Annotated in this window: 26 protein-coding genes and 3 tRNA genes; 8 read left to right on the forward strand and 21 right to left on the reverse strand. The window is 61.2% G+C overall.

Going from position 1 to position 25,576, the window contains the following annotated elements:
* Positions 1-366: 366 nt before the first annotated feature.
* Positions 367-3,078 (forward strand): magnesium-translocating P-type ATPase, encoded by a 2,712-nt coding sequence (gene mgtA, locus QMX96_RS00525; RefSeq protein WP_282360463.1) that lies wholly within the window; start codon positions 367-369, stop codon positions 3,076-3,078.
* 25 nt (positions 3,079-3,103) lie between these two features.
* A complete protein-coding gene (locus QMX96_RS00530) occupies positions 3,104-3,454 on the forward strand; it encodes a DUF2493 domain-containing protein (protein ID WP_058541510.1) in 351 nt (116 codons plus the stop codon).
* 158 nt (positions 3,455-3,612) lie between these two features.
* On the opposite strand, the gene QMX96_RS00535 is transcribed toward QMX96_RS00530, so the two are convergent.
* From QMX96_RS00535 to QMX96_RS00620, 18 genes are all read right to left on the reverse strand, one after another.
* Positions 3,613-3,688: transfer RNA gene (locus tag QMX96_RS00535), tRNA-Lys, on the reverse strand.
* A gap of 61 nt (positions 3,689-3,749) precedes the next feature.
* Complete coding sequence (queC, locus tag QMX96_RS00540) at positions 3,750-4,424, reverse strand: 7-cyano-7-deazaguanine synthase QueC (protein WP_058541509.1); 675 nt, start codon at positions 4,422-4,424, stop codon at positions 3,750-3,752.
* Between the two features lie 15 nt (positions 4,425-4,439).
* On the reverse strand, positions 4,440-5,087 hold the full coding sequence (gene queE / locus QMX96_RS00545; RefSeq protein WP_043864236.1) for a 7-carboxy-7-deazaguanine synthase QueE: 648 nt from the start codon (positions 5,085-5,087) through the stop codon (positions 4,440-4,442).
* Between the two features lie 158 nt (positions 5,088-5,245).
* Positions 5,246-6,058, reverse strand: a complete 813-nt coding sequence (gene ybgF, locus QMX96_RS00550; protein WP_054914972.1) for a tol-pal system protein YbgF — start codon at positions 6,056-6,058, stop codon at positions 5,246-5,248.
* A gap of 6 nt (positions 6,059-6,064) precedes the next feature.
* Positions 6,065-6,562, reverse strand: coding sequence for a peptidoglycan-associated lipoprotein Pal (pal, locus tag QMX96_RS00555; protein ID WP_042121796.1), 498 nt, complete (start codon positions 6,560-6,562; stop codon positions 6,065-6,067).
* 52 nt (positions 6,563-6,614) lie between these two features.
* Positions 6,615-7,865, reverse strand: a complete 1,251-nt coding sequence (gene tolB / locus QMX96_RS00560) for a Tol-Pal system beta propeller repeat protein TolB (protein WP_213085823.1) — start codon at positions 7,863-7,865, stop codon at positions 6,615-6,617.
* 47 nt (positions 7,866-7,912) lie between these two features.
* Positions 7,913-8,998, reverse strand: coding sequence for a cell envelope integrity protein TolA (gene tolA / locus QMX96_RS00565; RefSeq protein WP_043864239.1), 1,086 nt, complete (start codon positions 8,996-8,998; stop codon positions 7,913-7,915).
* A complete protein-coding gene (gene tolR, locus QMX96_RS00570) occupies positions 8,998-9,450 on the reverse strand; it encodes a protein TolR (protein WP_043864240.1) in 453 nt (150 codons plus the stop codon). Before tolR ends, tolA begins: the two co-directional genes overlap by 1 nt.
* A gap of 14 nt (positions 9,451-9,464) precedes the next feature.
* Complete coding sequence (gene tolQ / locus QMX96_RS00575; protein WP_043864241.1) at positions 9,465-10,160, reverse strand: protein TolQ; 696 nt, start codon at positions 10,158-10,160, stop codon at positions 9,465-9,467.
* Between the two features lie 2 nt (positions 10,161-10,162).
* Positions 10,163-10,618: a tol-pal system-associated acyl-CoA thioesterase gene (ybgC, locus tag QMX96_RS00580; protein WP_043864242.1), complete on the reverse strand. Its 456-nt coding sequence runs from the start codon at positions 10,616-10,618 to the stop codon at positions 10,163-10,165.
* A gap of 125 nt (positions 10,619-10,743) precedes the next feature.
* On the reverse strand, positions 10,744-11,799 hold the full coding sequence (ruvB, locus tag QMX96_RS00585) for a Holliday junction branch migration DNA helicase RuvB (RefSeq protein WP_282360481.1): 1,056 nt from the start codon (positions 11,797-11,799) through the stop codon (positions 10,744-10,746).
* Positions 11,800-12,408, reverse strand: a complete 609-nt coding sequence (gene ruvA / locus QMX96_RS00590; protein ID WP_043864300.1) for a Holliday junction branch migration protein RuvA — start codon at positions 12,406-12,408, stop codon at positions 11,800-11,802. It lies immediately after the preceding gene.
* Positions 12,409-12,516: 108 nt separating this feature from the next.
* Positions 12,517-13,041, reverse strand: coding sequence for a crossover junction endodeoxyribonuclease RuvC (gene ruvC / locus QMX96_RS00595; RefSeq protein ID WP_043864244.1), 525 nt, complete (start codon positions 13,039-13,041; stop codon positions 12,517-12,519).
* Positions 13,042-13,157: 116 nt separating this feature from the next.
* The gene (locus tag QMX96_RS00600; RefSeq protein WP_043864245.1) at positions 13,158-13,904 is read right to left on the reverse strand and encodes a YebC/PmpR family DNA-binding transcriptional regulator; all 747 of its coding nucleotides are present in this window, start codon (positions 13,902-13,904) and stop codon (positions 13,158-13,160) included.
* A 122-nt stretch (positions 13,905-14,026) separates the two neighbouring features.
* Positions 14,027-15,802: an aspartate--tRNA ligase gene (gene aspS, locus QMX96_RS00605; protein ID WP_043864301.1), complete on the reverse strand. Its 1,776-nt coding sequence runs from the start codon at positions 15,800-15,802 to the stop codon at positions 14,027-14,029.
* A gap of 96 nt (positions 15,803-15,898) precedes the next feature.
* On the reverse strand, positions 15,899-16,120 hold the full coding sequence (locus QMX96_RS00610) for a zinc ribbon domain-containing protein (protein WP_282360486.1): 222 nt from the start codon (positions 16,118-16,120) through the stop codon (positions 15,899-15,901).
* A gap of 110 nt (positions 16,121-16,230) precedes the next feature.
* Positions 16,231-16,560, reverse strand: a complete 330-nt coding sequence (locus QMX96_RS00615; protein WP_043864247.1) for a ribbon-helix-helix domain-containing protein — start codon at positions 16,558-16,560, stop codon at positions 16,231-16,233.
* A gap of 275 nt (positions 16,561-16,835) precedes the next feature.
* Complete coding sequence (locus QMX96_RS00620; RefSeq protein ID WP_043864248.1) at positions 16,836-17,306, reverse strand: Dps family protein; 471 nt, start codon at positions 17,304-17,306, stop codon at positions 16,836-16,838.
* Between the two features lie 303 nt (positions 17,307-17,609).
* Between QMX96_RS00620 and QMX96_RS00625 the strand changes: the two genes are divergently transcribed.
* Positions 17,610-18,197: a cold-shock protein gene (locus QMX96_RS00625; RefSeq protein WP_043864302.1), complete on the forward strand. Its 588-nt coding sequence runs from the start codon at positions 17,610-17,612 to the stop codon at positions 18,195-18,197.
* Between the two features lie 122 nt (positions 18,198-18,319).
* Here the strand turns inward: QMX96_RS00625 and QMX96_RS00630 are convergent, their stop codons facing one another.
* A complete protein-coding gene (locus QMX96_RS00630; RefSeq protein WP_043864249.1) occupies positions 18,320-18,526 on the reverse strand; it encodes a SlyX family protein in 207 nt (68 codons plus the stop codon).
* 3 nt (positions 18,527-18,529) lie between these two features.
* Positions 18,530-18,955, reverse strand: a complete 426-nt coding sequence (locus tag QMX96_RS00635) for an HIT domain-containing protein (protein WP_282360490.1) — start codon at positions 18,953-18,955, stop codon at positions 18,530-18,532.
* 771 nt (positions 18,956-19,726) lie between these two features.
* On the opposite strand from QMX96_RS00635, the gene QMX96_RS00640 reads away from it, so the two are divergent.
* The 3 genes from QMX96_RS00640 to QMX96_RS00650 all read left to right on the forward strand — a co-directional run bounded on the left by QMX96_RS00640 (position 19,727) and on the right by QMX96_RS00650 (position 23,851).
* The gene (locus QMX96_RS00640) at positions 19,727-21,001 is read left to right on the forward strand and encodes an OprD family porin (RefSeq protein WP_043864251.1); all 1,275 of its coding nucleotides are present in this window, start codon (positions 19,727-19,729) and stop codon (positions 20,999-21,001) included.
* A gap of 166 nt (positions 21,002-21,167) precedes the next feature.
* Complete coding sequence (locus QMX96_RS00645; RefSeq protein ID WP_043864252.1) at positions 21,168-22,883, forward strand: proline--tRNA ligase; 1,716 nt, start codon at positions 21,168-21,170, stop codon at positions 22,881-22,883.
* A gap of 20 nt (positions 22,884-22,903) precedes the next feature.
* Entirely contained in the window at positions 22,904-23,851 is a 948-nt protein-coding gene (locus QMX96_RS00650; protein ID WP_078480043.1) for a hypothetical protein, read from the forward strand.
* Positions 23,852-23,896: 45 nt separating this feature from the next.
* Here QMX96_RS00650 and dinB read toward each other — a convergent pair whose 3' ends face one another.
* Positions 23,897-24,961, reverse strand: coding sequence for a DNA polymerase IV (gene dinB / locus QMX96_RS00655; protein ID WP_043864254.1), 1,065 nt, complete (start codon positions 24,959-24,961; stop codon positions 23,897-23,899).
* A gap of 213 nt (positions 24,962-25,174) precedes the next feature.
* Here dinB and QMX96_RS00660 point away from each other — a divergent pair.
* Both QMX96_RS00660 and QMX96_RS00665 read left to right on the forward strand, forming a co-directional pair.
* Positions 25,175-25,251: transfer RNA gene (locus tag QMX96_RS00660), tRNA-Met, on the forward strand.
* A gap of 132 nt (positions 25,252-25,383) precedes the next feature.
* Positions 25,384-25,460: transfer RNA gene (locus tag QMX96_RS00665), tRNA-Met, on the forward strand.
* Positions 25,461-25,576: the final 116 nt, after the last annotated feature.

The following is a 25,576-nucleotide window of genomic DNA, read 5'->3' on the forward strand; positions in this document are numbered from 1 at the left end:
CACCGAGTCGGGGCGCCGCCCTGTTTCTGCAGCACGCCTGATCCAGGTTTGCATGCATTCGGGGTGCGTACTTCCCCTTGAATAAACGGCAACTTTGCGCTTATTAAAAAACGAATTTCCTAGTTGGAAAATTCGCCGGCACTTTATTGCCTTCGCATTAATAAAAATCTGTGGAGCACATTATGGAAGAGGCCAGTAGTCGGTTCGCTGCCTGTGCACGCTCATTCAACAGGCAGCGAACGTCACCGCTAAAGATCCCACTCTTCGAATCGATCGCCTGCCCGCGACTCGACATACTTTCACTCGCCTATGATTAGTTGAGTTGTCGGTGTGTCGTGCCGCGAGCAGGCGGCAGGAGCACAGACCATGACTGTAAAAAACCCAACACCCCGCCACACCCACCCCACCCGTGACAGCAACAAGCTGTCGATGCGCGCCGCGCGCGAGGCCCAGAACGGCCTGGCCGTTACCCTGGCCAACGTCAACTCCAGCCCCGCCGGGCTCACCGAAGAAGAAGCCCAGGGCCGCCTGCAACGGGACGGCCACAACGAAGTCGCCCATGACCGTCCGCCCCATGCACTGGTGCAGTTGCTGCACGCTTTCAACAACCCCTTCATCTATGTGCTGATGACCTTGACCGGTATCAGTTTCTTCACCGACTTCTGGCTGCCGCTGCAGGCCGGCGAAGAAACCGACCTGACCGGCGTGATCATCGTGCTGGTGATGGTGTTGGCGAGCGGCGTGATGCGTTTCTGGCAGGAACACCGATCGGCCAAGGCCGCCGAAGCCCTGAAGGCAATGGTGCGCACCACCGCAGCCGTGCTGCGGCGCGAGCAGATAGGTGCCCAGGCGCGGGTTCGAGAACTACCCATGCGCGAACTGGTGGTGGGCGACATCATCCAGCTGTCTGCCGGCGACATGATCCCCGCAGACATTCGCCTGATCGAGTCCCGCGACCTGTTCATCAGCCAGGCGGTACTGACCGGCGAAGCCTTGCCAGTGGAAAAGTACGACACCCTGGGTGCGGTGCAGGAAAAATCCGCCAAGGCCCAGGCCGCCGACCAACAGGACCTGCTGGACCTTCCCAACATCTGCTTCATGGGCACCAACGTGGTCAGCGGGACCGCCACGGCCGTGGTGGTCGCCACCGGGGCTCGTACCTATTTCGGCTCACTCGCCCGCTCCATCGTCGGCTCCCGCGCGCAGACCGCCTTCGACCGCGGGGTCAACAGCGTGAGCTGGCTGCTGATCCGCTTCATGCTGGTGATGGTGCCCATCGTGCTGCTGATCAACGGCTTCACCAAGGGGGACTGGGCCGAAGCCTTCATGTTCGCCCTGGCGATAGCGGTTGGCCTGACCCCGGAAATGCTGCCGATGATCGTCAGCGCCAACCTGGCCAAGGGTGCGGCCGCCATGGCCAGGCGCAAGGTAGTGGTCAAGCGCCTGAACGCGATCCAGAACTTCGGCGCCATGGACGTACTGTGCACCGACAAGACCGGCACCCTGACCCAGGACCGCATCATCCTCGAACACCATGTCGATGTCGGCGGCAACCGCTGCGACGAGGTGCTGCAACTGGCCTGGCTCAACAGCCACCACCAGAGCGGCATGAAAAACCTCATGGACCGCGCCGTGGTCAGTTTCGCCGAGGACAATCCGCAGTTCACCCCTCCGGCAGCCTGGCGCAAGGTCGATGAACTGCCCTTCGACTTCGTACGTCGGCGTCTGTCGGTGATACTGGCCGATGCCAGTGGTGGTCACCTGCTGGTGTGCAAGGGCGCCGTGGAAGAGATGCTGGAGACCGCCAGCCGGGTCCGCCAGCAGGGCACTGCCGTAAGCCTGGATGCCGAGCGCCGTTCGGCCCTGCTCAAACTCGCCGAGGCCTATAACCGCGACGGCTTTCGCGTGCTGCTGGTGGGTACCCGCCAAATAGCCGCAGGCCAGACGCAGAGCCAGTACAGCGCCAGCGATGAGCGCGAGCTGATCATCGAAGGCTTGCTGACCTTCCTCGACCCGCCCAAGGAAAGCGCCGGCCCGGCCATCGCCGCACTGCGCGACAACGGCGTGACGGTCAAGGTACTCACCGGCGACAACCCCACCGTTACCGCCAAGATCTGCCGGGAAGTGGGCCTGGAGGCAGGCGAGCCGCTGCTGGGCCGCGACATCGAGCACATGGACGATGAGGTGCTCGCGCGCCGGGTGGAAGAGCGCACGGTGTTCGCCAAGCTCACGCCACTGCAGAAGTCCCGCGTACTCAAGGCCCTTCAAGCCAACGGCCACACCGTCGGGTTTCTGGGTGACGGGATCAACGACGCCCCTGCCCTGCGCGACGCCGACGTCGGCATCTCGGTGGACAGCGGCACCGACATTGCCAAGGAGTCGGCAGACATCATCCTGCTGGAAAAGAGCCTGATGGTACTGGAGGAAGGGGTGATCAAGGGTCGCGAGACCTTCGGAAACATCATGAAGTACCTGAACATGACCGCCAGCTCCAACTTCGGCAACGTGTTCTCGGTGCTGGTCGCCAGTGCCTTCATCCCCTTCCTGCCGATGCTGGCGATTCACCTGTTGCTGCAGAACCTGATGTACGACTTCTCCCAGCTGGCGCTGCCATGGGACAAGATGGACAAGGAGTACCTGGCCAAGCCACGCAAATGGGATGCCCGGAACATCGGGCGGTTCATGCTGTGGATAGGGCCAACCTCCTCCATTTTCGACATCACCACCTTCGCGCTGATGTGGTATGTGTTCGCCGCCAACAGCGTGGAAATGGCCAGCCTGTTCCAGTCGGGCTGGTTCATCGAAGGGCTGCTGTCCCAGACCCTGGTGGTGCACATGCTGCGCACCCGCAAGATCCCGTTCATCCAGAGCACTGCAGCCTTGCCGGTAATGCTGGCGACGGGGCTGGTGATGGCGCTGGGAATCTACGTGCCCTTCTCGCCGCTGGGCAGCATGGTCGGCCTGGTTCCGCTGCCGTGGGAATACTTCCCTTGGCTGGTGGGCACACTGCTCAGCTACTGCGTGGTCGCCCAGACCATGAAGACCTTGTACATCCGCCGCTTCAAGCAGTGGTTCTGAAGAACGTGGCTCAGGGAGAACGCCTATGCGCGTACTGATTTGCGCCGGCCGCCATTACGCCGACAGCCGGGTGTGCCGGCAGGTTCTGGAAGCTTTCCAGCGCCTGCACCCGGTGCAGGTGGTCATCCACGGTGGCAGTCAGTTCCTCGGTGCACATATCGAGGACTGGGCCCGGGAAAACGCAGCCGACATCGTGCGCTACCCACCCAACTGGCAGCACCACGGCAAACAGGCCGAACGCCTGCGCAACCGCTTCATGCTGGCCGATAGCCGACCGGACATCGTGCTCGCACTGCCCGGCGGGGCAGACACTGAAGAACTGCTCGACCAGGCCCGAAGCCAGGGCCTGCAGACACTCTCGGCAGGCAACCCGTAGACCGGTGACCCCCTCCCGCGCCAGCTCGCACCCAGCCGAGCTGGCGCGAACACAATCTCCAGGTCAACCCGCAGATCACGGTTCAATTGCTGAACAGGGAGGGAAAATCAACAGACGAAAAAAAACCCGCTTTCTCATGGAAAGCGGGTTTTTCGAAATGGTGGGTCGTGTAGGATTCGAACCTACGACCAATTGGTTAAAAGCCAACTGCTCTACCAACTGAGCTAACGACCCGTTGCGTGGGGCGTATAATACTGATTTCCTTAAGGAAATCAACACCCCACCGTAAAAAAAATCAAAAATATCGGGTTGGGTCGGTCACGCCGGCTGCCCGGAAGCCATCTGCACGCAGGCGGCAGCTGTCGCACTTGCCACAGGCACGGCCTTGGTCGTCAGCCTGATAGCACGACACAGTGAGGCTGTAGTCGACACCACGCGCCATGCCCGCCTGAACGATCTGAGCCTTGCTCAGGTTCTGCAACGGTGCCTGGATGCGAAAGCCCTGCCCCTCGACACCGGCCTTGGTGGCCAGGTTGGCCATGCGCTCGAATGCCTCGACGAACTCGGGACGGCAATCCGGGTAGCCCGAGTAATCCACCGCGTTCACGCCGATGAAGATATCCCGCGCCTGCAACACCTCGGCCCAGCCCAGCGCCAACGACAGGAACACAGTATTGCGTGCCGGTACGTAGGTCACTGGAATGCCTTCACCCGGCGTCTCGGGTACATCGATGCTGCTGTCGGTCAGCGCCGAACCACCAATCCCATCCAGGCTCAGGCCGATCACCTTGTGCTCGACTGCACCCAGGTCACGGGCAACTCGCGCAGCGGCGTCCAGCTCGGCGCGATGACGCTGGCCGTAGTCGAAACTCATGGTATAGCAGCTGTAGCCTTCGGCCTTGGCCATCGCGACCACCGTGGCCGAGTCCAGGCCACCAGACAGCAGGATTACCGCACGTTTCTCAGTCATGACATCACTCCCCAATCAGCGTCCCGGCTCGTCGTTCCACAATTGCTTGTGCAACTGCAGTTGAAAACGAACCGGCAAATTATCGGCCACGATCCAGTCGGCCAGGTCGCTGGCCTTGACCTGATGGTGGCTCGGCGAAAACAGCACCTCCCCGGCACGCTTCTCCAGACCATACTGGATCAGCTTGGATACCGCCCAGTCATAGTCTTCACGGGAACAGATGACGAACTTGACCTGATCGTTCGGGGTCAGCAGCTCGATATTCTCGTAGAGGTTGCGGTGCATCTCTTCGGAGCCCGGCGTCTTGAGGTCCACCACCCGACTGACGCGCTGGTCGACCTTCGAGATGTCCAGTGCTCCGCTGGTTTCCAGCGACACCTCATAGCCGGCGTCGCACAATTGCTTGAGCAAGGGGATGGCGTTGGGTTGGGCCAATGGCTCACCGCCAGTGACGCACACGTAACGCGGGCGAAAACCAGCCACCTGCTCGAGAATCGAGTCGAGGCTGCGCACGGTGCCACCACTGAAGGCATAGGCACTGTCGCAATACTGGCAACGCAAAGGGCAGCCGGTGAGACGTACAAATACCGTGGGCAGCCCAGCGGTACGCGTTTCACCCTGCAACGAGTAAAAAACTTCGGTAATTCGTAATGTGTCTTGCATAGTCGCCACGGGCGTAACAGCTAAACAGGCTGTCCGCCTCCGTCAGGCACTGCAGCGAACCCGGCATCGCGTAGTTCGCAGCAGCGTGTGTCAATAAAAGGGCATCGATTCTAACGAAAAAACCCGCGGCTAGCGCGGGTTTCTTCCAGGCGGGCAGTTCAGAGCTTCTGCAGGTCGCGCTGGGCCAACTGTGCGGCGGAGGTACCCGGGTACTGGGTGACCACCTGCTGCAGAATACCCTTGACCCGGTCGGTGTGACCCAGGCGGCGCTCGACATCGGCCAGCTTGTACAGCGAGTCCGGCACCTTGCTGTGCTTCGGATACAGCTGGCTGACCTTGGCAAACGCCTGGCCGGCGCCCTGCAGGTCGCCCTTGGCAAGGTTCACTTCACCCAGCCAGTACTGGGCATTGCCGGCGTACTGACTGTTGGGGTACTTGCGCAGGAAGGCATTGAATGCCTGGCTGGCCTTGTCGAAATCCTTGGCCTTGATCAGGTCGAAAGCAGCGTCGTAATAGAGCTTTTCTTTCGCCGGGTCGCCAGGTTCGCTACTGGCTGCAGGGGCGGTGGCCGCGCCTGCAGCGGCACCGGCGGCTACATCACCACCGGTGGAAGAATTCTCGGGAGTTGCAGCGGGTGCACCGCCGGCTCCGATACGCCGATCCAGGTCCTGGTAACGCTCCAGGCCTTCCTGTTTCAGGCGGGCTACATCGTTTTGCAGTTCTTCGATCACGCCTTGCTGACGCGAAATCTGATCCTGCATCTGCTGCAATTGCATGAACAGCTGACCCTGCGCCGAGGCAGGGGCCGAAACCCCTCCCCCGGCGTAGGCGCCGCTCGTACCATAACCCGCTGGCGGATAACTGCTTGCGCCGTTATAGCCAGCGTTGTCATCAACAACAGGAACCTCGGCCCAGGCCACGAGTGGCAGGGCGAGAGCCAGGACGGTTACAGCACGGCGGCACGTTCGCATATCGAATTACTTACGCAGTTCGACGCGACGGTTCTGAGCCCAGGATTGCTCGTCGTTACCGGTAGCAACTGGACGCTCTTCGCCGTAGGAAACCAGTTCCAGTTGGGCTGGGGAAACGCCTTGCAGTACCAGGTAGCGCTGTACGGCTTTAGCACGACGCTCGCCCAGGGCCATGTTGTATTCGCGAGTACCACGCTCGTCGGTGTTGCCTTCCAGGACGACGCGAGCGCCATTGCCTTTCAGGTCTTTGGCGTGAACGTCCAGAGCGCGCATGGCTTCTGGCTTCAGGTCCGAGCTGTCGTATTCGAAGTAGAAGGTGGTGATTGCGCGCAGAGCGGCTTCTTCGCTCAGGGAACCGTCAACAGCACCGGTGTTAGCGCCGTAACCAGCGTTTGGATCAACAGCGCCTTCACCAGCGTTGTCGCCGCCCTTGGAGGAGCAACCTACAGCTACAGCCATGGCCAGAGCCAGCGCAGCAAACTTACCAAACTTCAGCATTTCCATCGTGAAACTCCTAATGAACCCCAATGTGTTAAGTGTTACGTAAAGCGCCGCGTCAGTTCAGGTAAGGGGACCAGGACGGTTCTCTGACTTCGCCTTGAGCGGTAGGAAGCGGGAGCCTCACGCGTCCGTTGAGAGAGACGAGCATCAAGACTCCCCGGCCCTGCTGGCGGGTGGCGTAGATTAGCATGGTGCCGTTGGGCGCAACAGTGGGTGACTCATCAAGACTTGTTTCAGAGAGGATTTTTACACTTCCTCGCTGCAAATCCTGCGCGGCCACCTTGAAGTTGGTGAAACCTTGCTGGCGATGAATCATTACCAGGGTCTTTTCATCCGCCGACAGTTTAGGGTTGGCGTTGTAGTTACCCACGAAAGTTACACGCTCGGCACCACCACCCGAAACGTTGGTTTTGTAGATCTGCGGCTTGCCGCCACGATCCGACGTGAAATAGATGGTCGAACCATCCTTGCCCCAGAACGGCTCGGTGTTGATACCCGGGCCGGCCGTGACACGCGACATCTGGCGCGAAGCCATGTTCATCACATAGATGTCAGGGTTGCCGTCCTTGGACAGCACGAACGCCAGGCGCGAACCATCGGGCGACCAGGCTGGTGCACCGTTGAGGCCTTCGAAGTTGGTGATCTGCTCACGACGGCCAGTGTCGATGTGCTGTACGAAGATACGCGGACGACGCTGTTCGAACGACACATAGGCAATGCGCTTGCCGTCTGGCGCGAAGCGCGGCGACAGGATCGGCTCGCGCGACTGCAGCAGGGTCACGGCGCGGGCGCCGTCGTAGTCCGAACGCTGCAACGTGTAACGAGTGTTGTCCTTGGAGAAGCGTTCGGCGGTGACGTACAGCATGCGCGTGGAGAACGCACCCTTGATGCCGGTGAGTTTCTCGAACGACTGGTCGGCAATGTAGTGCGACATGTCACGCAGCTGGTCGGTAGTGCCCGAGACGCTGCCGGTCAGCACTTGCTGCTCGGTGGCGACGTTGAACAGCGCATATTGCACCTGCAGGCGACCGCCCGCTGGCACGATGCTGCCTACCATCACGTACTGGGCGCCCAGGGCCTTCCAGTCGCGGAAGATGACTTCGCTGGCCTGGCTCGGCTGGCTGATCATGTTCTGGCGTGGAATCGGCGCGTAGTAGCCGGAGTTGCGCAGGTCATTGCCAATGATATCGGCCATGTCCTCGGGCAGCACACTGCCACCCTGCAGGGCGAACGGCACGACCGCGATCGGCGTGGCACGGTCACTGCCGCTGGTGACCAGGATGTTCTTTTCTTCTGCAACGGCCATCCCTGCTGCGCAGCAGAGAACGACCAGCAGTCCTCTAAGAAGGTTAATCACAAGGCTAGATCCTCAGGTGTGAATGTCATCTTGAATGAACGATAGGGATTGAATTCGCTCGGTTTCAAGCCCTGCATTTCGGTCAGGCGGCCAATGTTCTTGACCGCTGCTACCGCAGAGGCATCGAACGGACCATCACCACTGGAGCGTGCAACGCTCACCGTGGTCACGGTGCCATCGGGCAACATGCCAATCTGCAGGACCACCGTCATGTTCTTGCGTGCAGAAGGTGGGCGCGCCCAGCCTTCGGCTGCGCGGGCACGAATCAGGTCGTCGAAGTCGCCGGCCACCTGGTCACCCTGCTCGTCGGCCAGCGCCTGCTGCCGTTCGGTGGAGTCGGACAACAGCTCGGCCAGGGCCTGGGCTTTCTTGTCTTCCGCCGCCTTGCGCGCCGCTTCTGCTGACTTCTTCTTGGCCGCATCGGCTGCGGCTTTCTTCTTGGCATCCTCGGCGGCCTTTTTCTTGGCCTCTTCGGCTGCCGCTTTTTTCTTCGCATCCTCGGCTGCCTTTTTCTTGGCATCCTCGGCGGCTTTCTTCTTGGCGTCTTCAGCGGCCTGCTTCTTGGCCTCTTCTGCTGCCTGTTTCTTGGCCTCTTCCTCGGCTTTCTTCTTGGCGAGGTCGGCCTGCTGTTTCTCTTCGACCTTCTTGGCTTCCTCGGCTTTCTTGGCCGCGTCGGCCTTTTTGGCCTCGTCGGCTTTCTTGGCCTCGTCGGCCTTCTTGGCTTCGGCCGCCTCGCGGGCTTCTTCGGCCTTTTGAGCCGCCTCTTCTTTCTTTTGTTCCGCAGCCTTCACCGCTTCCTGCTTCTGCTGCTCGACCTTCTTCTGTTCCATCTGCTCGACTTCGGTCTGGCGCGCCGCGGTTTTCTTCGCTTCACCCGCAATCTTCTGATTGGTCTGGGTGGTGGCCTGACTTTTGGACTTCAGCTGGTACAGGGTCGCCTGGACAATAGGCTTGGCCGGCGGCAGTTCCGGGGTCATGGCAAAGCTGACGAACAGCATGCCGAACACCAGAACGTGCAGCGCGATGGCCCAGACGCTGGGCCAGAAATAGCTTTCCGAGGCGGATGGCTCTCGCTGTTGCATCAGGGCGCCTCGGTAATCAGGCCAACGTTACCGACACCGGCCTTCTGCAACCCGCCCATGGCGCCCATCACCGCGCCATAGTCGACGGCCTTGTCGCCACGGATGAACACCTGGGTCTGTTTGCCCTGGTCACGTCCGGCCGCGATGATCTTGGTCACCGCGTCGGTCATTTGCGGCAAGGTCATGGCCTTGTCCATCTGCTTTTCGGTGTCGACTTCGCTGCCAAGGTTCCAGAAATAGGTCTTGTCGGCCTTGATCGAAATGGTAAGGATCTGGACGTTGTTGTCCTGCGGCAAGGCTTCGCTGGAAACCTTGGGCAGGTCGACCTTCACGCCCTGGTTGAGCATCGGTGCGGTCACCATGAAGATGACCAGCAGTACCAACATCACATCGATGTAGGGCACCACGTTCATCTCCGCGACCGGCTTGCGTTTGTGTCGAACTCGAGCCATGGGCTTTTACCTGATCACTCTTCGCTGGTGTGCACTTTACGGTGCAGGATGGCCTGGAACTCGTCGGCGAACGTGTAGTAGCGGCCGATCAAGACTTCACTGCGTGCAGCGAAACGGTTGTAGGCAATAACTGCCGGGATTGCGGCGAACAGGCCGATCGCGGTGGCGATCAGTGCCTCGGCGATACCCGGAGCCACAGTGGCCAGGGTCGCCTGCTGGGCCGAAGCCAGGCCGCGGAAGGAGTTCATGATGCCCCATACAGTACCGAACAGACCGATGTACGGGCTGGTGGAACCGACGGTGGCGAGGAACGGCAGGCTCTGTTCGAGCTTCTCTTCTTCACGCGAGATGGCCACGCGCATGGCCCGGCCAACGCCTTCCATCACGGCGTCAGGGTCGACACCCGGTTGCTGGCGCAGGCGCGAGAACTCCTTGAAGCCGGCACGGAAGACCTGCTCCACACCCGAGTCAGGGTCCGGGTTGCTGCCGGCCTGGCGGTACAGCTTGGACAGGTCGATGCCCGACCAGAAGCGCTCCTCGAAGCTTTCCAGCGCACGACGACCGGCACGCAGCATGGTGCTGCGCTGAAAAATCATGATCCACGAGGTCACCGATGCGGCCACCAGAATCAGCATGACCAGCTGCACCACGATGCTGGCATTACTGACCAGGCTCCACATGGAGGTATGGTCGACGACGTTAGCTTCCACGCTTAATCTCCTGCAATTGTTTGGTTACCCGCACCATCCGCCGCCACAAAGGCTGCACGCAGCTCGGAAGGAATGGCCCGGGGTTTGAACGTATCGGCGCGCACACAGGCCACCAGGAACTGCCCCTCGCAGAGCAGCGTTGCATCACGCTCGCGCCAGACCTGCTGCACGAAGCGCAGGCTGGCACGATTCAATTCAAGCACTTGTGCGGTGACCCGCAATTCATCGTCCAGGCGGGCCGGCGCGTGGTAGCGCGCCTCGCTGGAATGAACGACGAACAAGGTGTTCTGTTCTGCCATCGCAGACTGGGCAAAGCCCAGCTCGCGCAACCGCTCGGTGCGGGCACGCTCCATGAATTTCAGATAATTGACGTAATACACCACGCCGCCCGCATCGGTGTCCTCGTAATAGACGCGACAGCGATGTGCGAACGACTCAACCCCATTTTGCGCGCGCATACTCTAGTGCTAACTCCTCAGCTTGCCAATCCGCCCCACCAACTGTTTTTAACGGATTATGTCGTATTGCCAGCGCGACTCATGCGTGTCCGCCGATAGGACCACGAAAACGCCGGATAAGTCTGTCATTCATCGGCCAGGTCGGAAAAACCCTCGCCGTTGACCGACTCGCCCATGCGGCCCGGAATGTTCAGGCCAAAGTGCAGGTAGGCGTGCCGGGTCACCACGCGCCCACGGGGTGTGCGCATGATGTAGCCCTGCTGGATCAGGTAGGGCTCCAGCACGTCCTCGATGGTGTGACGTTCTTCGCTGATCGCCGCCGCCAGGCTGTCAACACCCACCGGGCCACCGTCGAACTTCTCGATCATGGTCAGCAGCAGGCGCCGGTCCTGGTGATCGAAACCACGCTCGTCCACGTCCAGCAGGTTCAGCGCCAGGTCGGCGATGGCCTTGGTGATGTCACCTTTGCCACGCACCTCGGCGTAGTCGCGTACACGACGCAGCAGGCGGTTGGCGATACGCGGGGTGCCACGGGCGCGCCGGGCGATCTCGAAGGCGCCCTCGTCCTCGATCGGCAGGCCCAGAATCCCGCCCGAGCGGCTGACGATGGTGGCCAGGTCTGCGGTGTTGTAGAACTCCAGGCGCTGCACGATACCGAAACGGTCGCGCAGCGGATTGGTCAGCATGCCGGCGCGGGTGGTTGCCCCGACCAGGGTGAACGGCGGCAAATCGAGCTTGATCGAACGTGCGGCCGGCCCCTCGCCGATCATGATATCCAGCTGGAAGTCTTCCATGGCCGGGTACAGCACTTCCTCGACGATCGGCGAAAGCCGGTGAATCTCGTCGATGAACAGTACATCGTGGGGTTCCAGGTTGGTCAGCAGCGCCGCCAGATCGCCCGGACGCTCAAGGATCGGCCCGGAGGTGCTCTTGATCGAAACGCCCATCTCCTGCGCGATGATGTTGGCCAGGGTGGTCTTGCCCAGGCCCGGCGGGCCGAAGATCAGCGTATGGTCCAGCGACTCGCTGCGCCCACGTGCCGCCTGGATGAAAAGCGACATCTGCTCGCGCACCACTGGCTGCCCGATGTACTCGTCCAGGCGCAATGGCCGGATCGCCCGGTCCTGGACCTCTTCGCGGTCGCGCCCGGTAGCGGCTATGAGTCGGTCGGCTTCGATCACTTAAATCATCCCCTTGAGGCTGCGCCGGATCAGCTCTTCGCTGCTCAGGCCCTTGGCATCGATGGCCGCCACGGCGCGGCTGGCTTCCTGCGGCTTGTAGCCCAGCGAGATCAGCGCGCTGACCGCATCGGTTTCGGCAGTGGAGGCACTTGCCACCGGCTGCGGGCCGTCGGACACCAGGGTAAACAGGCTTGGCGCGGTTTCCCAGGCCTTGAAGCGGTCCTTGAGTTCGACCAGCAGGCGCTCGGCGGTCTTCTTGCCCACCCCCGGCACCTTGACCAGCGCCGAGGTGTCCTGGGCCTGCACGCAGCGTATCAGGTCGTCGACCTCCAGGCCCGACATCAATGCCAGGGCCAGCTTGGGCCCTACGCCGTTGAGGCGGATCAGCTCGCGGAACAGCTCGCGCTCGCGCTTTTCGTGAAAGCCATACAGCAGGTGCGCGTCTTCACGTACCACCAGGTGGGTGTGCAGCGTCACTGCCTCGCCAACCTTGGGTAGGCGATACAGGGTGGTCATCGGCACCTCGAGCTCGTAGCCCAGGCCGTTGACATCGACAATCAGGTGCGGCGGCTGCTTTTCAGCCAGGGTACCGCGCAAACGTCCAATCACGTTCAGGTCCTTTATCCAGGGCGCCGGGGCGATCAAGCCCGCCATCAGCCGCCATGATTGCAAGCCGGCGGTGGCCGGCAAGCGAAATTGTGTTAACCGATGATGCTATCAGAGCCTTAGGCGGCCACTGCGGCTGCGTGCAGCGCCCAGCCCGTGCGGCACCAGGCTGGAACGGGTATGGGCATGGCACAGGGCGATGGCCAGGGCATCGGAGGCGTCTATCTGCGGCTTCTGGGTGAGCTTGAGCAGGTGCATGACCATCATCTGCACCTGTTCCTTGTTGGCCCCGCCCGTACCGGCGACCGCCTGCTTGACCTGGGTGGCACTGTACTCGGCGATCTCCAGGCCCTCTTCGACCCCGGCGACGATGGCGGCGCCGCGCGCCTGGCCGAGCTTGAGCGCCGAGTCGGCGTTGCGCGCCATGAACACCCGCTCGATACCCATGGTCACCGGCCCGTGCAACTGGATGATTTCGCGCACGCTGCGGTATACCACCTGCAGGCGCTCGGGCAGCTCGCCGCTGCCGGTACGGATGCAACCGGAGGCCACGTACTCGCACCCGCGCGCCGTGTGGCGCACCACACCATAGCCGGTAATCCGCGAGCCGGGGTCAATACCAAGAATCAGAGTCATATCGCCTGCGCAACCAGTGGCGCACCGGGGCGCCATTAAAAAGACAGAAGCCGGACCCGTCACGGGCACAAGGTACCTGCGGACGAATCCGGCCTCGAGTACGCCAGAACTGAACCTTAGCCGAGTTGTTCCATGACTTCGTCAGGAATTTCGGCGTTGGAATACACATTCTGCACATCGTCCAGGTCTTCAAGCATGTCGATCAGCTTGAGCACCTTCTGTGCGCCCTCCAGGTCGAGTTCGGCGCTGGTGGTCGGCTGCATGACGATTTCCGCGTCCGCAGCCTTGAAGCCGGCAGCCTCCAGGGCAGTACGCACCGCATAGAAGCTGGCAAACGAGGTGAACACGTCGAACGAGCCATCTTCGTTGCTGACCACGTCGTCGGCATCGGCCTCCATCGCCGCTTCCATCAGCGCGTCTTCATCGACACCGGCGGCAAAGCTGATCTGCCCCTTGCGCTCGAACAGATAGGCCACCGAGCCATCGGTGCCCAGGTTGCCACCGCACTTGCTGAAGGCATGGCGCACGGCCGCGGCGGTGCGGTTGCGGTTGTCGGTCATGGCCTCGACCATGATCGCCACGCCGCCCGGGCCGTAGCCTTCGTAGCTGAGCTCTTCGACATTGTCGGCTTCGGTTGCGCCTGCACCACGGGCCACGGCGCGATCGATGATGTCGCGGCTCATGTTCGCGCCCAAGGCCTTGTCCAGCGCCAGGCGCAGGCGCGGGTTGGAATTCGGGTCACCACCGCCCTGCTTGGCAGCGACGGTCAGCTCACGAATCCACTTGGTGAAGATCTTGCCTCTCTTGGCATCCTGGCGCTCTTTGCGGTGCTTGATGTTCGCCCACTTGGAATGACCCGCCATAACTGACTCCAGAAATCCTTGAAACAAAACCACGCCCCCGCCAGAAGAAAACCTGGCGTGGGCAATCAATTCGGTATGCCGTAACGCAAAGGCGCATCCAAGTGGATGCGCCCCGGGCCCGCTTACTCAGCCTTGGGCTGTTCGCGCAGACGGATGTGCAGCTCACGCAGTGCCTTGGCATCGACCAGGCCTGGGGCCTGGGTCATGACGCACGCCGCGCTCTGGGTTTTCGGGAAGGCGATCACTTCACGAATCGACTGGGCGCCGGTCATCAGCATCACCAGGCGATCCAGACCGAAGGCCAGGCCACCGTGCGGCGGTGCACCGAACTTCAGCGCGTCGAGCAGGAAGCCGAACTTCTCTTCCTGTTCCGCCGCCTCGATGCCCAACAGGCGGAACACGGCCTGCTGCATCTCTTTGCGGTGGATACGGATCGAACCGCCACCCAGTTCGGTGCCGTTGAGCACCATGTCATAGGCGCGCGACAGCGCGGTGGCCGGGTTGGCCTCCAGCTCTTCAGGGGAGCATTTTGGCGCGGTGAACGGGTGGTGCAGCGCCGTGAAGCTGCCGTCGTCGTTCTCTTCGAACATCGGGAAGTCGACAACCCACATCGGTGCCCATTCGCAGGTCAGCAGGTTGAAGTCGTTGCCGACCTTGATGCGCAGCGCGCCCAGGGCTTCGCTGACGATCTTGGACTTGTCGGCACCGAAGAACACGATGTCGCCATCGACCGCGCCCACGCGATCGAGAATCACGTTCAGGTTGGCCTCGGGGATGTTCTTGACGATTGGCGACTGCAGGCCCTCGACGCCCTTGGCGCGCTCGTTGACCTTGATGTACGCCAGGCCCTTGGCACCGTAGATGCCGACGAACTTGGTGTACTCGTCGATACGGCTGCGCGGCATGCTCGCCCCGCCCGGTACACGCAGTGCGGCAACGCGGCATTTCGGGTCGTTGGCCGGGCCGCTGAACACCTTGAAGTCGACCGCTTGCAGCTGGTCGGCCACATCCACCAGTTCCAGCGGGTTGCGCAGGTCAGGCTTGTCCGAACCGTAGCGGCGCATGGCCTCTTCGAAGGTCATGTGCGGGAATTCGCCGAACTCCAGGTCCAGGACTTCCTTGAACAGTTTGCGGATCATGCTTTCGGTCAGGCCCATGATCTCGGTCTCGTCCAGGAAGCTGGTCTCGATATCGATCTGGGTGAATTCCGGCTGGCGGTCGGCGCGCAGGTCTTCGTCGCGGAAGCACTTGGCGATCTGGTAGTAGCGATCGAAACCGGCCACCATCAGCAGTTGCTTGAACAGCTGCGGCGATTGCGGCAGGGCAAAGAAGCTGCCGGCGTGGGTACGGCTTGGCACCAGGTAGTCACGCGCGCCTTCCGGGGTAGCGCGGGTCAGGATCGGCGTCTCGACGTCGAGGAAGCCGTTTTCGTCGAGGAAGCGACGGATGCTGGTGGTGATGCGCGAGCGCAGACGCAGCTTCTCGGCCATCTCCGGACGACGCAGGTCGATGAAGCGATAGCGCAGGCGGGTCTCTTCACCCACGTCGGAGTACTCGTTGAGCGGGAACGGCGGGGTTTCCGCTTCGTTCAGCACTTCGAGCTCGTAGCCCAGCACTTCGATGGCGCCCGAGGCCATGTTGGCGTTGACTGCGCCTGCAGGGCGCGGACGCACCTTGCCGGTGATCTTCACCACGTACTCGCTGCGCACGCGGTCGGCGGCGGCAAAGCTTTCTGCGCGGTCCGGGTCGAACACGACCTGAGCCATGCCTTCGCGATCACGGATGTCGAGGAAGATCACCCCGCCGTGGTCGCGACGACGATGGACCCAGCCGCAAAGGGTAATTTCCTGACCTTCCAGGCTCTCGTTCAGTTGGCCGCAATAGTGGCTGCGCATCATGATGGTGGTTTCGCTTCTCGTCATTCGTGAATTCGGGTGTGGACCTTGCCGGCCCCAGGGGGCCCATAGTGCAAGACCCTGGCAGTACAGTTCAACTCAGTCGGACTTGTCGGCGCCCGCCAGGTTCTTTTTGGTGCCGGTCTTGAAGTCGGTTTCATACCAGCCGGTGCCGCCCAGGCGGAAGCCCGGGGCAGAAATCAGCTTCTTCAGGGCAGGTGCCTGGCAGGCCGGGCAATCGGTCAGCGGCGCTGCGCTGATCTTCTGCAGAACTTCCATCTGGTGGCTGCAGGAACCGCATTGATAGTCGTACAGGGGCATTGGCGTATCTCGTTGACCACTGCGCGGGCCGCGCCACGCAGCAAAAAGCGGGATTATATATGGTTAACCGGGGCTGTGCAGCCCGCCCGCCGTGCCAGCGCACGAATGGTTCAGGGCTTGGCGCCGCCCCTCAGCACGTAGACCACGCAGATCACCCGCACCAGGCCGCTGAAATTCTTGACGCCGCCGTGGCGAAGGTGGACTTCGCGGTCCACATGGGACAGCACCGCATTGACCGTACACCGGTTGGCGGCGGCAATGCGCTCGAGGATTTTCCAGTAGACCTCTTCCAGGCGCAAGCAGGTGGCGAAGCCGTTGAGTCGCACCGAACGCGACAGCGGGCGCGCCAGGCCCATATTGAAATCTGCCTGAAAAGGATCACCAGGGGCCATACGAAGTTGCTCGGCGGTGCATGCACGTTCATTCACGACTCGCGACATATTCATCCCACGCATTGACTGACAGGAAGTTCATCACCGGGATACTTGCTATCCAGGTACCTGCCTATGAAGCGCTGTTCATCGTATTGCAACCAGCAGACCGCGAGCCTGCGCAGCGTAGGAATAACCTTTTAGTTGAGTTCATGTACCACACCTGCTGAAACTGTTCCACGCCGGCCGCAGCACGCAGGAAGTACCCATTAAAAAAGCCCGATTCCTCTAAGGAAGAATCGGGCTTGCGTCTTTCAACAGGCGCCTTTACAGGCGCCGAACACTCACTTGGCCAACAGCGAGCGCAGCATCCAGGCAGTCTTTTCATGGGCCTGCATGCGCTGGGTCAACAGGTCGGCGGTCGGCTCGTCGCTGACCTTGTCCAGCAACGGGAACAGGCTGCGCGCGGTACGCACCACGGCTTCCTGGCCATCGACCAGTTGCTTGATCATCTCTTCGGCCGCCGGCACACCTGGCTCCTCCTTGATCGAGGACAACTTGGCGTATGTGGAATAAGTACCCGGCGCCGGGAAGCCCAGTGCACGAATTCGCTCGGCGATGGCATCGACTGCCAGGGCCAGTTCGTTGTACTGGCCTTCGAACATCAAGTGCAGTGTATTGAACATCGGCCCGGTCACGTTCCAGTGGAAGTTATGGGTCTTCAAGTACAGTACATATGTATCCGATAACAGATGCGACAAGCCGTCAACAATGGACTTGCGATCTTCTTCACTGATACCAATATCAATTGCCATGTACATTTCCTTCCTGTGATGTCAGTTCAACATGCTGGAAGCACTGTACCAAGAGTTGCGCGTGCCTGCAGCTCCGATTGCCGGTCTGGCGTGCGACACAGGGCTGCAGCCGCGCGGCCCGTTTGGCCCGCTGATTTGAGAAGCACCCGGCTTTGCTGTTAAATAGGCACCGTGCCGTCATTGCGCATTTTTTGTGCAATGGCGCATAGGCTGCAGCCACGCTTTGGCGCCTCATCGGTAACCGCGCACCGTGGGTTCAGCTCTTCCTGTGATATGCCTGAATAAAATGTGAGCCAAACCACCATGTTCAAGATCGTTCACCTGTTGACGGGCGCAGCTGCCTTGCTGCTGTCCCTGATTCCTAGCCTGAGGGGCGAAGCTGTCCCTTTCCTGCAACAACCCGATGCCATCTACCTGGCGCTGTTCGGGCTGCTCAACCTGATCCTGGTGCCTGTGCTGCCAATGCACTACCGCGGCGCGCGCCAGTACCTGCAACACACTGCCAGCGCGCTGCTGGTGCTTGCAGTGGTATTGCAAGCGGTCACTGTGCTGCTGCGCCCGGAGCTGGGCAATGTCGCGGCCATGGTCTGCGCCCTGCTGGCCGTGCTGCTGCATCTGGTGGCGGGCCTGGCCAAGGTTGGCCGTGCGCGCAGCCAGGCACCTGCCTACGACATGAGCAACCGCGACACGGGCACCGTGAAGTGGTTCAACACGTCCAAGGGCTTTGGATTCATTTCGCGGGATTCCGGCGATGACATCTTCGTGCACTTCCGGGCCATTCGTGGCGAGGGTCACCGGGTGCTGGTGGAGGGTCAGCGCGTGGAGTTTTCGGTGATGAACCGGGACAAGGGCCTGCAGGCCGAGGATGTGATTGCGGCACCGCGTCGCTGATCCTAGCGTGAAGAACCGCGACGGCCACTCGGCCGATCGCGGTTTTTTTACGCCTACTCACCCGCCCTGCTCTGCTGTCGATCTGCACTGAGCCTTTAGGCCCGCTGCGCGAGGCGCATGCATCAATAGTGCGGGGGCGGCGCTTCTTCCTCGTTGGACTCGTACTGCCCCACCATCTCCTCATAACGCTTGAGCAGCGCGCCCATCTGCAGCTGCAGCCGCTCAACCACCCGCTGCTGCTCCACCAGCACATCGTTCAGCGCCAGCAGCGTATCGTCCTGAAATGCCAGACGACTCTCCAACTCGGTTACCCGTGCTTCCAGGGTCATGATTCAAGCCTCGATCGGTTGAAGATAATCACCAAGCTCACGCTCGACGATGCGGCGCACATGAGCCAGCGCCTCGGCGGTATAAACCAGCGCCGGCACGCGCCCCCACACCGGGCCAGGCCATGCCACATCGCCCTGGCGTCGCACGATCACATGCATGTGCAACTGGCTCACGACGTTGCCCAGGGTCGCGACATTCATCTTGTCGGCATCGAACAGCCCGTCGAGCAACTTGGCCAGCAACGTGGTCTCTTGCCAGAGTTGCTGCTGCGCCTCTTCATCAAGTTCGAATACTTCGCTGACAGCAGGACGCCGCGGCACCAGAATGAACCACGGATAGTTAGCATCCTTACTAAGTAACAAGCGACAAAGAGGAAAGTCCCCCAGCGCAATCGTGTCTTGTTGCAAACGTGAATCAAGAGCAAACACAGAACAATCTCCTCGCACCTTTCAATCCCGATACCTGCACCCGGCAGGTGATTGACGCAAGGATACTCCCGATTGGAGTCACAGGCATGAGTACATGGCGCTCCATCCCAGGGCAGGCAGACCACACTGCACGCAGGAGGTCCGCTCACGCCGGTAACAAAACGCTACTTTTCGCACCAAAATAGCGCCTCGCGAACACAATCAGCACCGCCTCCTACCGAAAACTACTCACTTGTCCTACAAGCCGGTAACGTTTTGACTTCAAAGTCGATTTTTTGCTTATTCCGCGACGGCATCGACCCTCAAACCAAAAGATCTGTACACCCCCGGTTTTCGGGCACCACGCGCCCTTCGGCCGACGAAATGTGAAAATTTCATCAACGCACCGCGCAATTGAGCACGCTTGTTGCATTCATCTCTGCCCAACGTCGGCATGGCGCCTGCATAAGCAAGCCAAGTGCGACAAATAACAACAGCTGCAAGGGCAACCAGGGAGTTTTGGCATCAAAGGCTTGGCGTGATTGCACTGCCTTTGCTGCTCTGCGAAACAGCGCTGTAGTTGAACGCACCGGTCATGCCGGGGCGTAATTTGCGACAGGGATTTAACCGTTTGCGACGGGACCATAAAGTTAATGAAAGGTTCCCTTCGCAAGTATCGCCAACGACAGTCAGCGTGATATACATTTCGCCGACTCAAAAAAGAAAGAGCCGCCCCATAAAAAAACCAGGGGGCAAGGCCGTAATCTTCCAAAACCAAAGGAGCAAATCACGATGCGCGTGATGAAGTGGAGCATAATCGCCCTGGCCGTAGCGGCAGGCACCTCGCAGCTGGCCATGGCGTCTTCTCAGGATGAATCCAAGGGGTTTGTAGAAGACAGCAGCTTGAACGTCAAACTTCGCAACCTGTACTTCAGCCGTGACTACCGCAACGTCCCCAACACCGAGCAGAGCCGCGCTGCAGAGTGGGGCCAAGGCTTCATCGGCACCTTCGAGTCGGGCTTCACCCAAGGCACCATCGGCGTCGGCGTCGACGCAATCGGCATGCTGGGTCTGAAACTGGACGGCGGCAAGGGCACTGCCGGCACCGGCCTGTTCCCGACCGGCTCCGACGAACGCTCGCAGGACGACTACTCCAAAGGCGGCGCAGCCATCAAGTTCCGGATTTCCGACACCGTCCTGAAAGTGGGTGACCAGTTCACCTCGCTGCCAGTGCTGGCCACCGACGACAGCCGCCTGCTGCCTGAAATGGCCCAGGGCGCGTTGATCACCAGCAACGAAATCAAGGGGCTGACGCTCAACGCCGGTCGCTTCACCAGCATCACCGCACAAGACCAGACCAACCGTGACGGCGGCATCCACCTGACCAAGGCCGACGTACTGGGCGGCACCTACGCGTTCAGCGACGAGCTCAGCACCAGCCTCTACTACTCCAAGGTCGAAGACTACTGGCGCAAATACTACGCCAACGTGAACTGGAGCCTGCCGATCAACGACGAGCAGGGCCTGGTGTTCGACTTCAACTTCTACAACACCAAGAGCACCGGCGCCGCGCTGGAAAAAGCCTACGACGGCGACAAGATCGACAGCCGTGCATTCAGCCTGTCCGCCGCCTACACCATCGGCGCGCACACCTTCACCCTGGCGCACCAGCGCATCAGCGGCGACGGCGGCTACGCCTACGGCGTCGACGGCGGCGGTACCGTGTTCCTGGCCAACTCGGTGGCACGTTCGGACTTCAACTCCGAAGACGAGAAATCCTGGCAGGCTCGCTACGACATCAACATGGCCACCTTCGGCGTACCGGGCCTGAGCTTCATGACCCGCTACATCCGTGGTACCGATGCCAACGTTTCCTCCGGCAACAACGGCAAAGAGTGGGAACGCGACATCGAAGCCAAGTACGTACTGCAGGAAGGCCCGGCCAAAGACCTGAGCTTCCGCGTTCGCCAGGCCACCTACCGCTCCAGCGATGCGGTGTACAACAACTCGTCGCCTTCGATCGACGAACTGCGCCTGATCGTCGAGTACCCGCTGAGCATCCTGTAAGCCTTCCGGCTCACGGACCCCAGCTCGAAAAAGCCCGGCCCTGCCGGGCTTTTTCTTTTGTGTTGATGCACTTGGCGCAGTTTCCCGCGCCACCATCCTATACGTCACCGAATCGCCCCCGTACAATGCGGGGTCATTTCAGTTAAGCAACCGACAACGGCCTACCATGCGCACCAGTCAATATTTGCTCGCCACACAGAAAGAAACCCCTTCCGACGCGGTCGTCATCAGCCACCAGCTCATGCTGCGTGCCGGCATGATCCGCAAGCTCGCATCCGGCCTTTATACCTGGCTGCCGATGGGCCTTCGCGTGATGCGCAAGGTCGAAGCCGTGGTACGCGAGGAAATGAACGCCGCAGGCGCCCTGGAAGTGCTGATGCCGGCCATTCAGCCCGCTGAACTGTGGCAGGAGTCCGGCCGCTGGGAGCAGTACGGCCCCGAGCTGCTGCGCCTGAAGGACCGCCATGGTCGCGAGTTCTGCGTGGGGCCTACCCACGAAGAGGTCATCACCGATCTCGCGCGCAACGAGCTGAGCAGCTATAAACAGCTGCCACTGAACATGTACCAGATCCAGACCAAGTTCCGCGACGAGATCCGTCCGCGCTTCGGCCTGATGCGCGGTCGCGAGTTCATCATGAAGGATGCCTACTCCTTCCATGCCGACCAGGCGTCCCTGCAACAAACCTATGACCGCATGCACCAGGCGTACTGCAATGTGTTCACCCGCCTGGGCCTGGATTTCCGCCCCGTGCAGGCCGACACCGGCTCGATCGGTGGCAGCTGGTCCCACGAATTCCACGTGCTGGCCGAGTCCGGTGAAGACGACGTGATCTTCAGCGACAGCTCCGACTACGCCGCCAACATCGAGAAGGCCGAAGCGATCCCGCGGGAAACCGTGCGCCCTGCCCCCACCGAGGAGCTGCGCCTGGTCGATACCCCGGACGCGAAAACCATCGCCGCCCTGGTCGAAAACTACGGCGTGCCGATCGAGCGCACCGTCAAGACCCTGATCGTGCATGCCGCCGAAGAAGGCAAGCTGATTGCCCTGATCGTCCGTGGCGACCACGAACTCAACGAAATCAAGGCTGCCAACCTGCCACAGGTGGCCAGCCCGCTGGTGATGGCCAGCGACGCCGAACTGCGCGACGCCATCGGCGCCGGCGCCGGCTCCCTGGGCCCGCTGAACCTGCCGCTGCCGTGCATCATCGACCGTTCCGTGGCCTTCATGAGCGACTTCGGCATCGGTGCCAACATCGACGACAAGCACTACTTCGGCGTGAACTGGGAGCGCGACCTGCCCGTACCGGAAATCGCCGACCTGCGCAACGTGGTAGCCGGCGACCCGAGCCCGGACGGCAAGGGTACGCTGATGATCAAGCGCGGCATCGAAGTCGGGCACATCTTCCAGCTGGGCACCAAGTACAGTGAAGCACTCAAGTGCCAGGTGCTGGGCGAGAACGGCAAGCCGGTGACCCTGGCCATGGGCTGCTACGGCATTGGTGTTTCGCGCGTGGTTGCCGCTGCCATCGAGCAGAACTACGACGACAAGGGCATCATCTGGAGCGATAGCCTCGCGCCATTCCAGATCGCCCTGGTACCGCTGCGCTACGAAACCGCCGAAGTGCGCGAAGCCACCGACAAGCTCTACGCCGAACTGACCGCCGCCGGTTTCGAAGTGCTGCTGGACGACCGTGACAAGAAAACCAGCCCGGGGATCAAGTTCGCCGACATGGAACTGATCGGCATCCCGCACCGCATCGTGGTCAGCGACCGGGGCCTGGCCGAAGGCAACCTGGAATACAAGTACCGCAAGGACAGCGAGGCCCAGGCCTTGCCCGTGGCCGAGGTGCTGTCGTTCCTGCAAGCCCGTATTCGTCGCTGATAGCCAACACAAGAGTAGCCATGTTCAAGCGAATCACCTTCGGAGGCGCCGCCCTGTGCGGCGCCGTGCTGCTCAGCGGCTGCGCCAACCAGATGTCCCAGCGCAGCGAGCATGAGGAGCGGATCGAGCGCAAGCTGCTCGAGCACAGCCTGCAGATCGATGTCGGAGAGCCCAAGGTACTCGAGCTGCCGCAACGGCGCGTGCGCGTTCACGAACAGAAGAACTTCGAAGTCACCGAATTCGAAGTGACCCGTCGTTATGATCGCTACACGCCCTACCAACCCTGGCGCGAAATCTACGAGATCCCGCTGGGCGCAGTGGCCGTGGTTGCCGGTATCGGCGCCAATGTGGTCAATGTGTTCGCACTGGGCAACCTGCCCGACAGCGTGACCCATGACTGGCTCAGCTATGGCGTGGCCGGGCTCAACCCGTTCATGAACGTGCAGTCCAACGGCCGCGCACAACAGAACCTGGCCAGTATCAGCGAAGTGCAGAAGGACAAACGCCAGGAGTACACCAGCCTGCCGTGGGGCGAACGCCCGGTCGAGGTCAAGGCTGGCAAGCTCACCCACGAGCTGACCACCGACCGCAATGGTGTGTTGCGCCTGAACCTGCTCGACAGCCCGTTCACCGAACAGAACCTGACCCAGGTGGGCACCTTGCACCTGGCCGTGGCCGATGAAGAAAACAACGTGCGTGCCGCCGCCAGCCTGCTGCTCAGCCCAACGCTGCGCGGCAAACTGGTCGAAGCCCATGAGCTGATCTACGACGACCTTGAAGACGACGAGGTGAGCGAGTGGGTGCACCGGGTCAAGCGCTTGTCCGAACTGGGCCTGGAAGAGGAAGCCAGCGAGCTGGAACAGAGCCTGATCGAGCTGACCCGCAATGATCCGGAGCTGCAACAGGAGTTTCTCAAGGCGCTGACCAGGGATGCCGGCCGCCTGGTGGCAGACCCCGGCGCGAAGTAGCTCCAGCACCATGAACGCCAGGCATCGACCACGATGCCTGGCGTTTCACTCGGGCGTGAACAGCTCCAGCTGAACATGCGCCCCGCGCAAGTCGTGCAACCGCACGCCAATTCCCAGCAACCTGACCGGCTTGGCGCCACGCGCGAAAGCCTGGCTGAGCAGTTGCCGGTAGCTTTCAAGATCACGCCCCGCCCCCGCCTGCTCCAGGGTGGTCTGGGTGAAGTCATGGAACTTGACCTTGACGAACGGCTTGCCCGGCCGGTAACTGTCGTCGATCCGGGCCATGCGACCGCCCAGCGATTCCAGCAGTTCAGGCAGTTTTTCAAGGCAGCTGGCCAGGTCCGGCAGGTCGCTGTCGTAGGTGTTCTCGACGCTCACCGACTGGCGCCGGCTGTCGTTGTGCACCACCCGCTCGTCAATGCCGCGCGCCAGCCCGTAAAGACGCTCGCCGAAACTGCCGAACTCGCGGACCAGGGCCAGGCGGTCCCACTCGCGCAGATCCTTGCAATCGACAATGCCCAGGCGCCCCAGCTTGTCAGCCGTGACCTTGCCAACCCCATGCAGCTTGGTCACTGGCAAGCAGGCGACGAAGTCTTGCACCTGTGCCGGGGTAATCACGAACAAGCCGTTGGGTTTGCGCCAGTCACTGGCAATCTTGGCCAGGAACTTGTTGGGCGCCACCCCCGCCGATACCGTGATGTGCAGGCGCTGGGACACCCGCCGGCGAATGTCGTCGGCAATGCGCGTGGCACTGCCGGAAAACTTCGGGCTGTCGGATACGTCCAGATAGGCTTCATCCAGCGACAATGGCTCGATCAGCTCGGTGTACTCGCGGAAGATGTTGTGAATCTCCCGCGAGGCTTCCTTATAGGCATCCATGCGCGGCTTGACGATGGTCAGGTCGGGGCACAGCTTCAACGCGTGGTGCGACGACATCGCAGAGCGTACGCCAAAGGCCCGCGCTTCGTAGTTGCAGGTAGCAATCACCCCGCGCCGGTCGGCCGAGCCACCCACGGCCAGAGGCTTGCCGGCCAGCCGCGGGTCGTCGCGCATCTCGATGGCTGCGTAGAAACAGTCGCAATCGATGTGGATGATCTTGCGTTGGGACATGAATGACCGTTAACACCGTTGATTCGTACGCGCAGTATCTCACTCGTCACCACCGGCTGCACCCTGCACCCGTCATCCCGGGCAAATGCCCTGCAGCCCCCGCCTTAGCGCGCCCGCAGCCAGATCACAAACGCTAAGCAATTGAACAAAAAAGGATTTCTGGATTTTAGCGGTTGACACGTTCTGAGATATCTGTAGAATCCACTCCACAGACGCGGGATGGAGCAGTCTGGTAGCTCGTCGGGCTCATAACCCGAAGGTCGTCGGTTCAAATCCGGCTCCCGCAACCAAACATCAGAGAAGGCCACTTGAAAAAGTGGCCTTTTTTGTTGGGCGCTGTTTGGCCCATAGCAGGTTTTTGTTGTAAATCAACAATTAAGCATTGACAGCATCTCCATACGCTGTAGAATCCGCCCCACAGACGCGGGATGGAGCAGTCTGGTAGCTCGTCGGGCTCATAACCCGAAGGTCGTCGGTTCAAATCCGGCTCCCGCAACCAAACAACAGAAAAGGCCACTTTGAAAAAAGTGGCCTTTTTTGCGTCTGGCGAAAAGTACCTTCCCCTCCTCTCCATGCCCTTGCGGCAGCATGAAACTTCTTTAACTATCCTGATGG

Origin of the sequence: Pseudomonas sp. PS01300 (assembly GCF_029960155.1) — a bacterium.
In the GTDB taxonomy this organism is placed as follows: domain Bacteria; phylum Pseudomonadota; class Gammaproteobacteria; order Pseudomonadales; family Pseudomonadaceae; genus Aquipseudomonas; species Aquipseudomonas palmensis.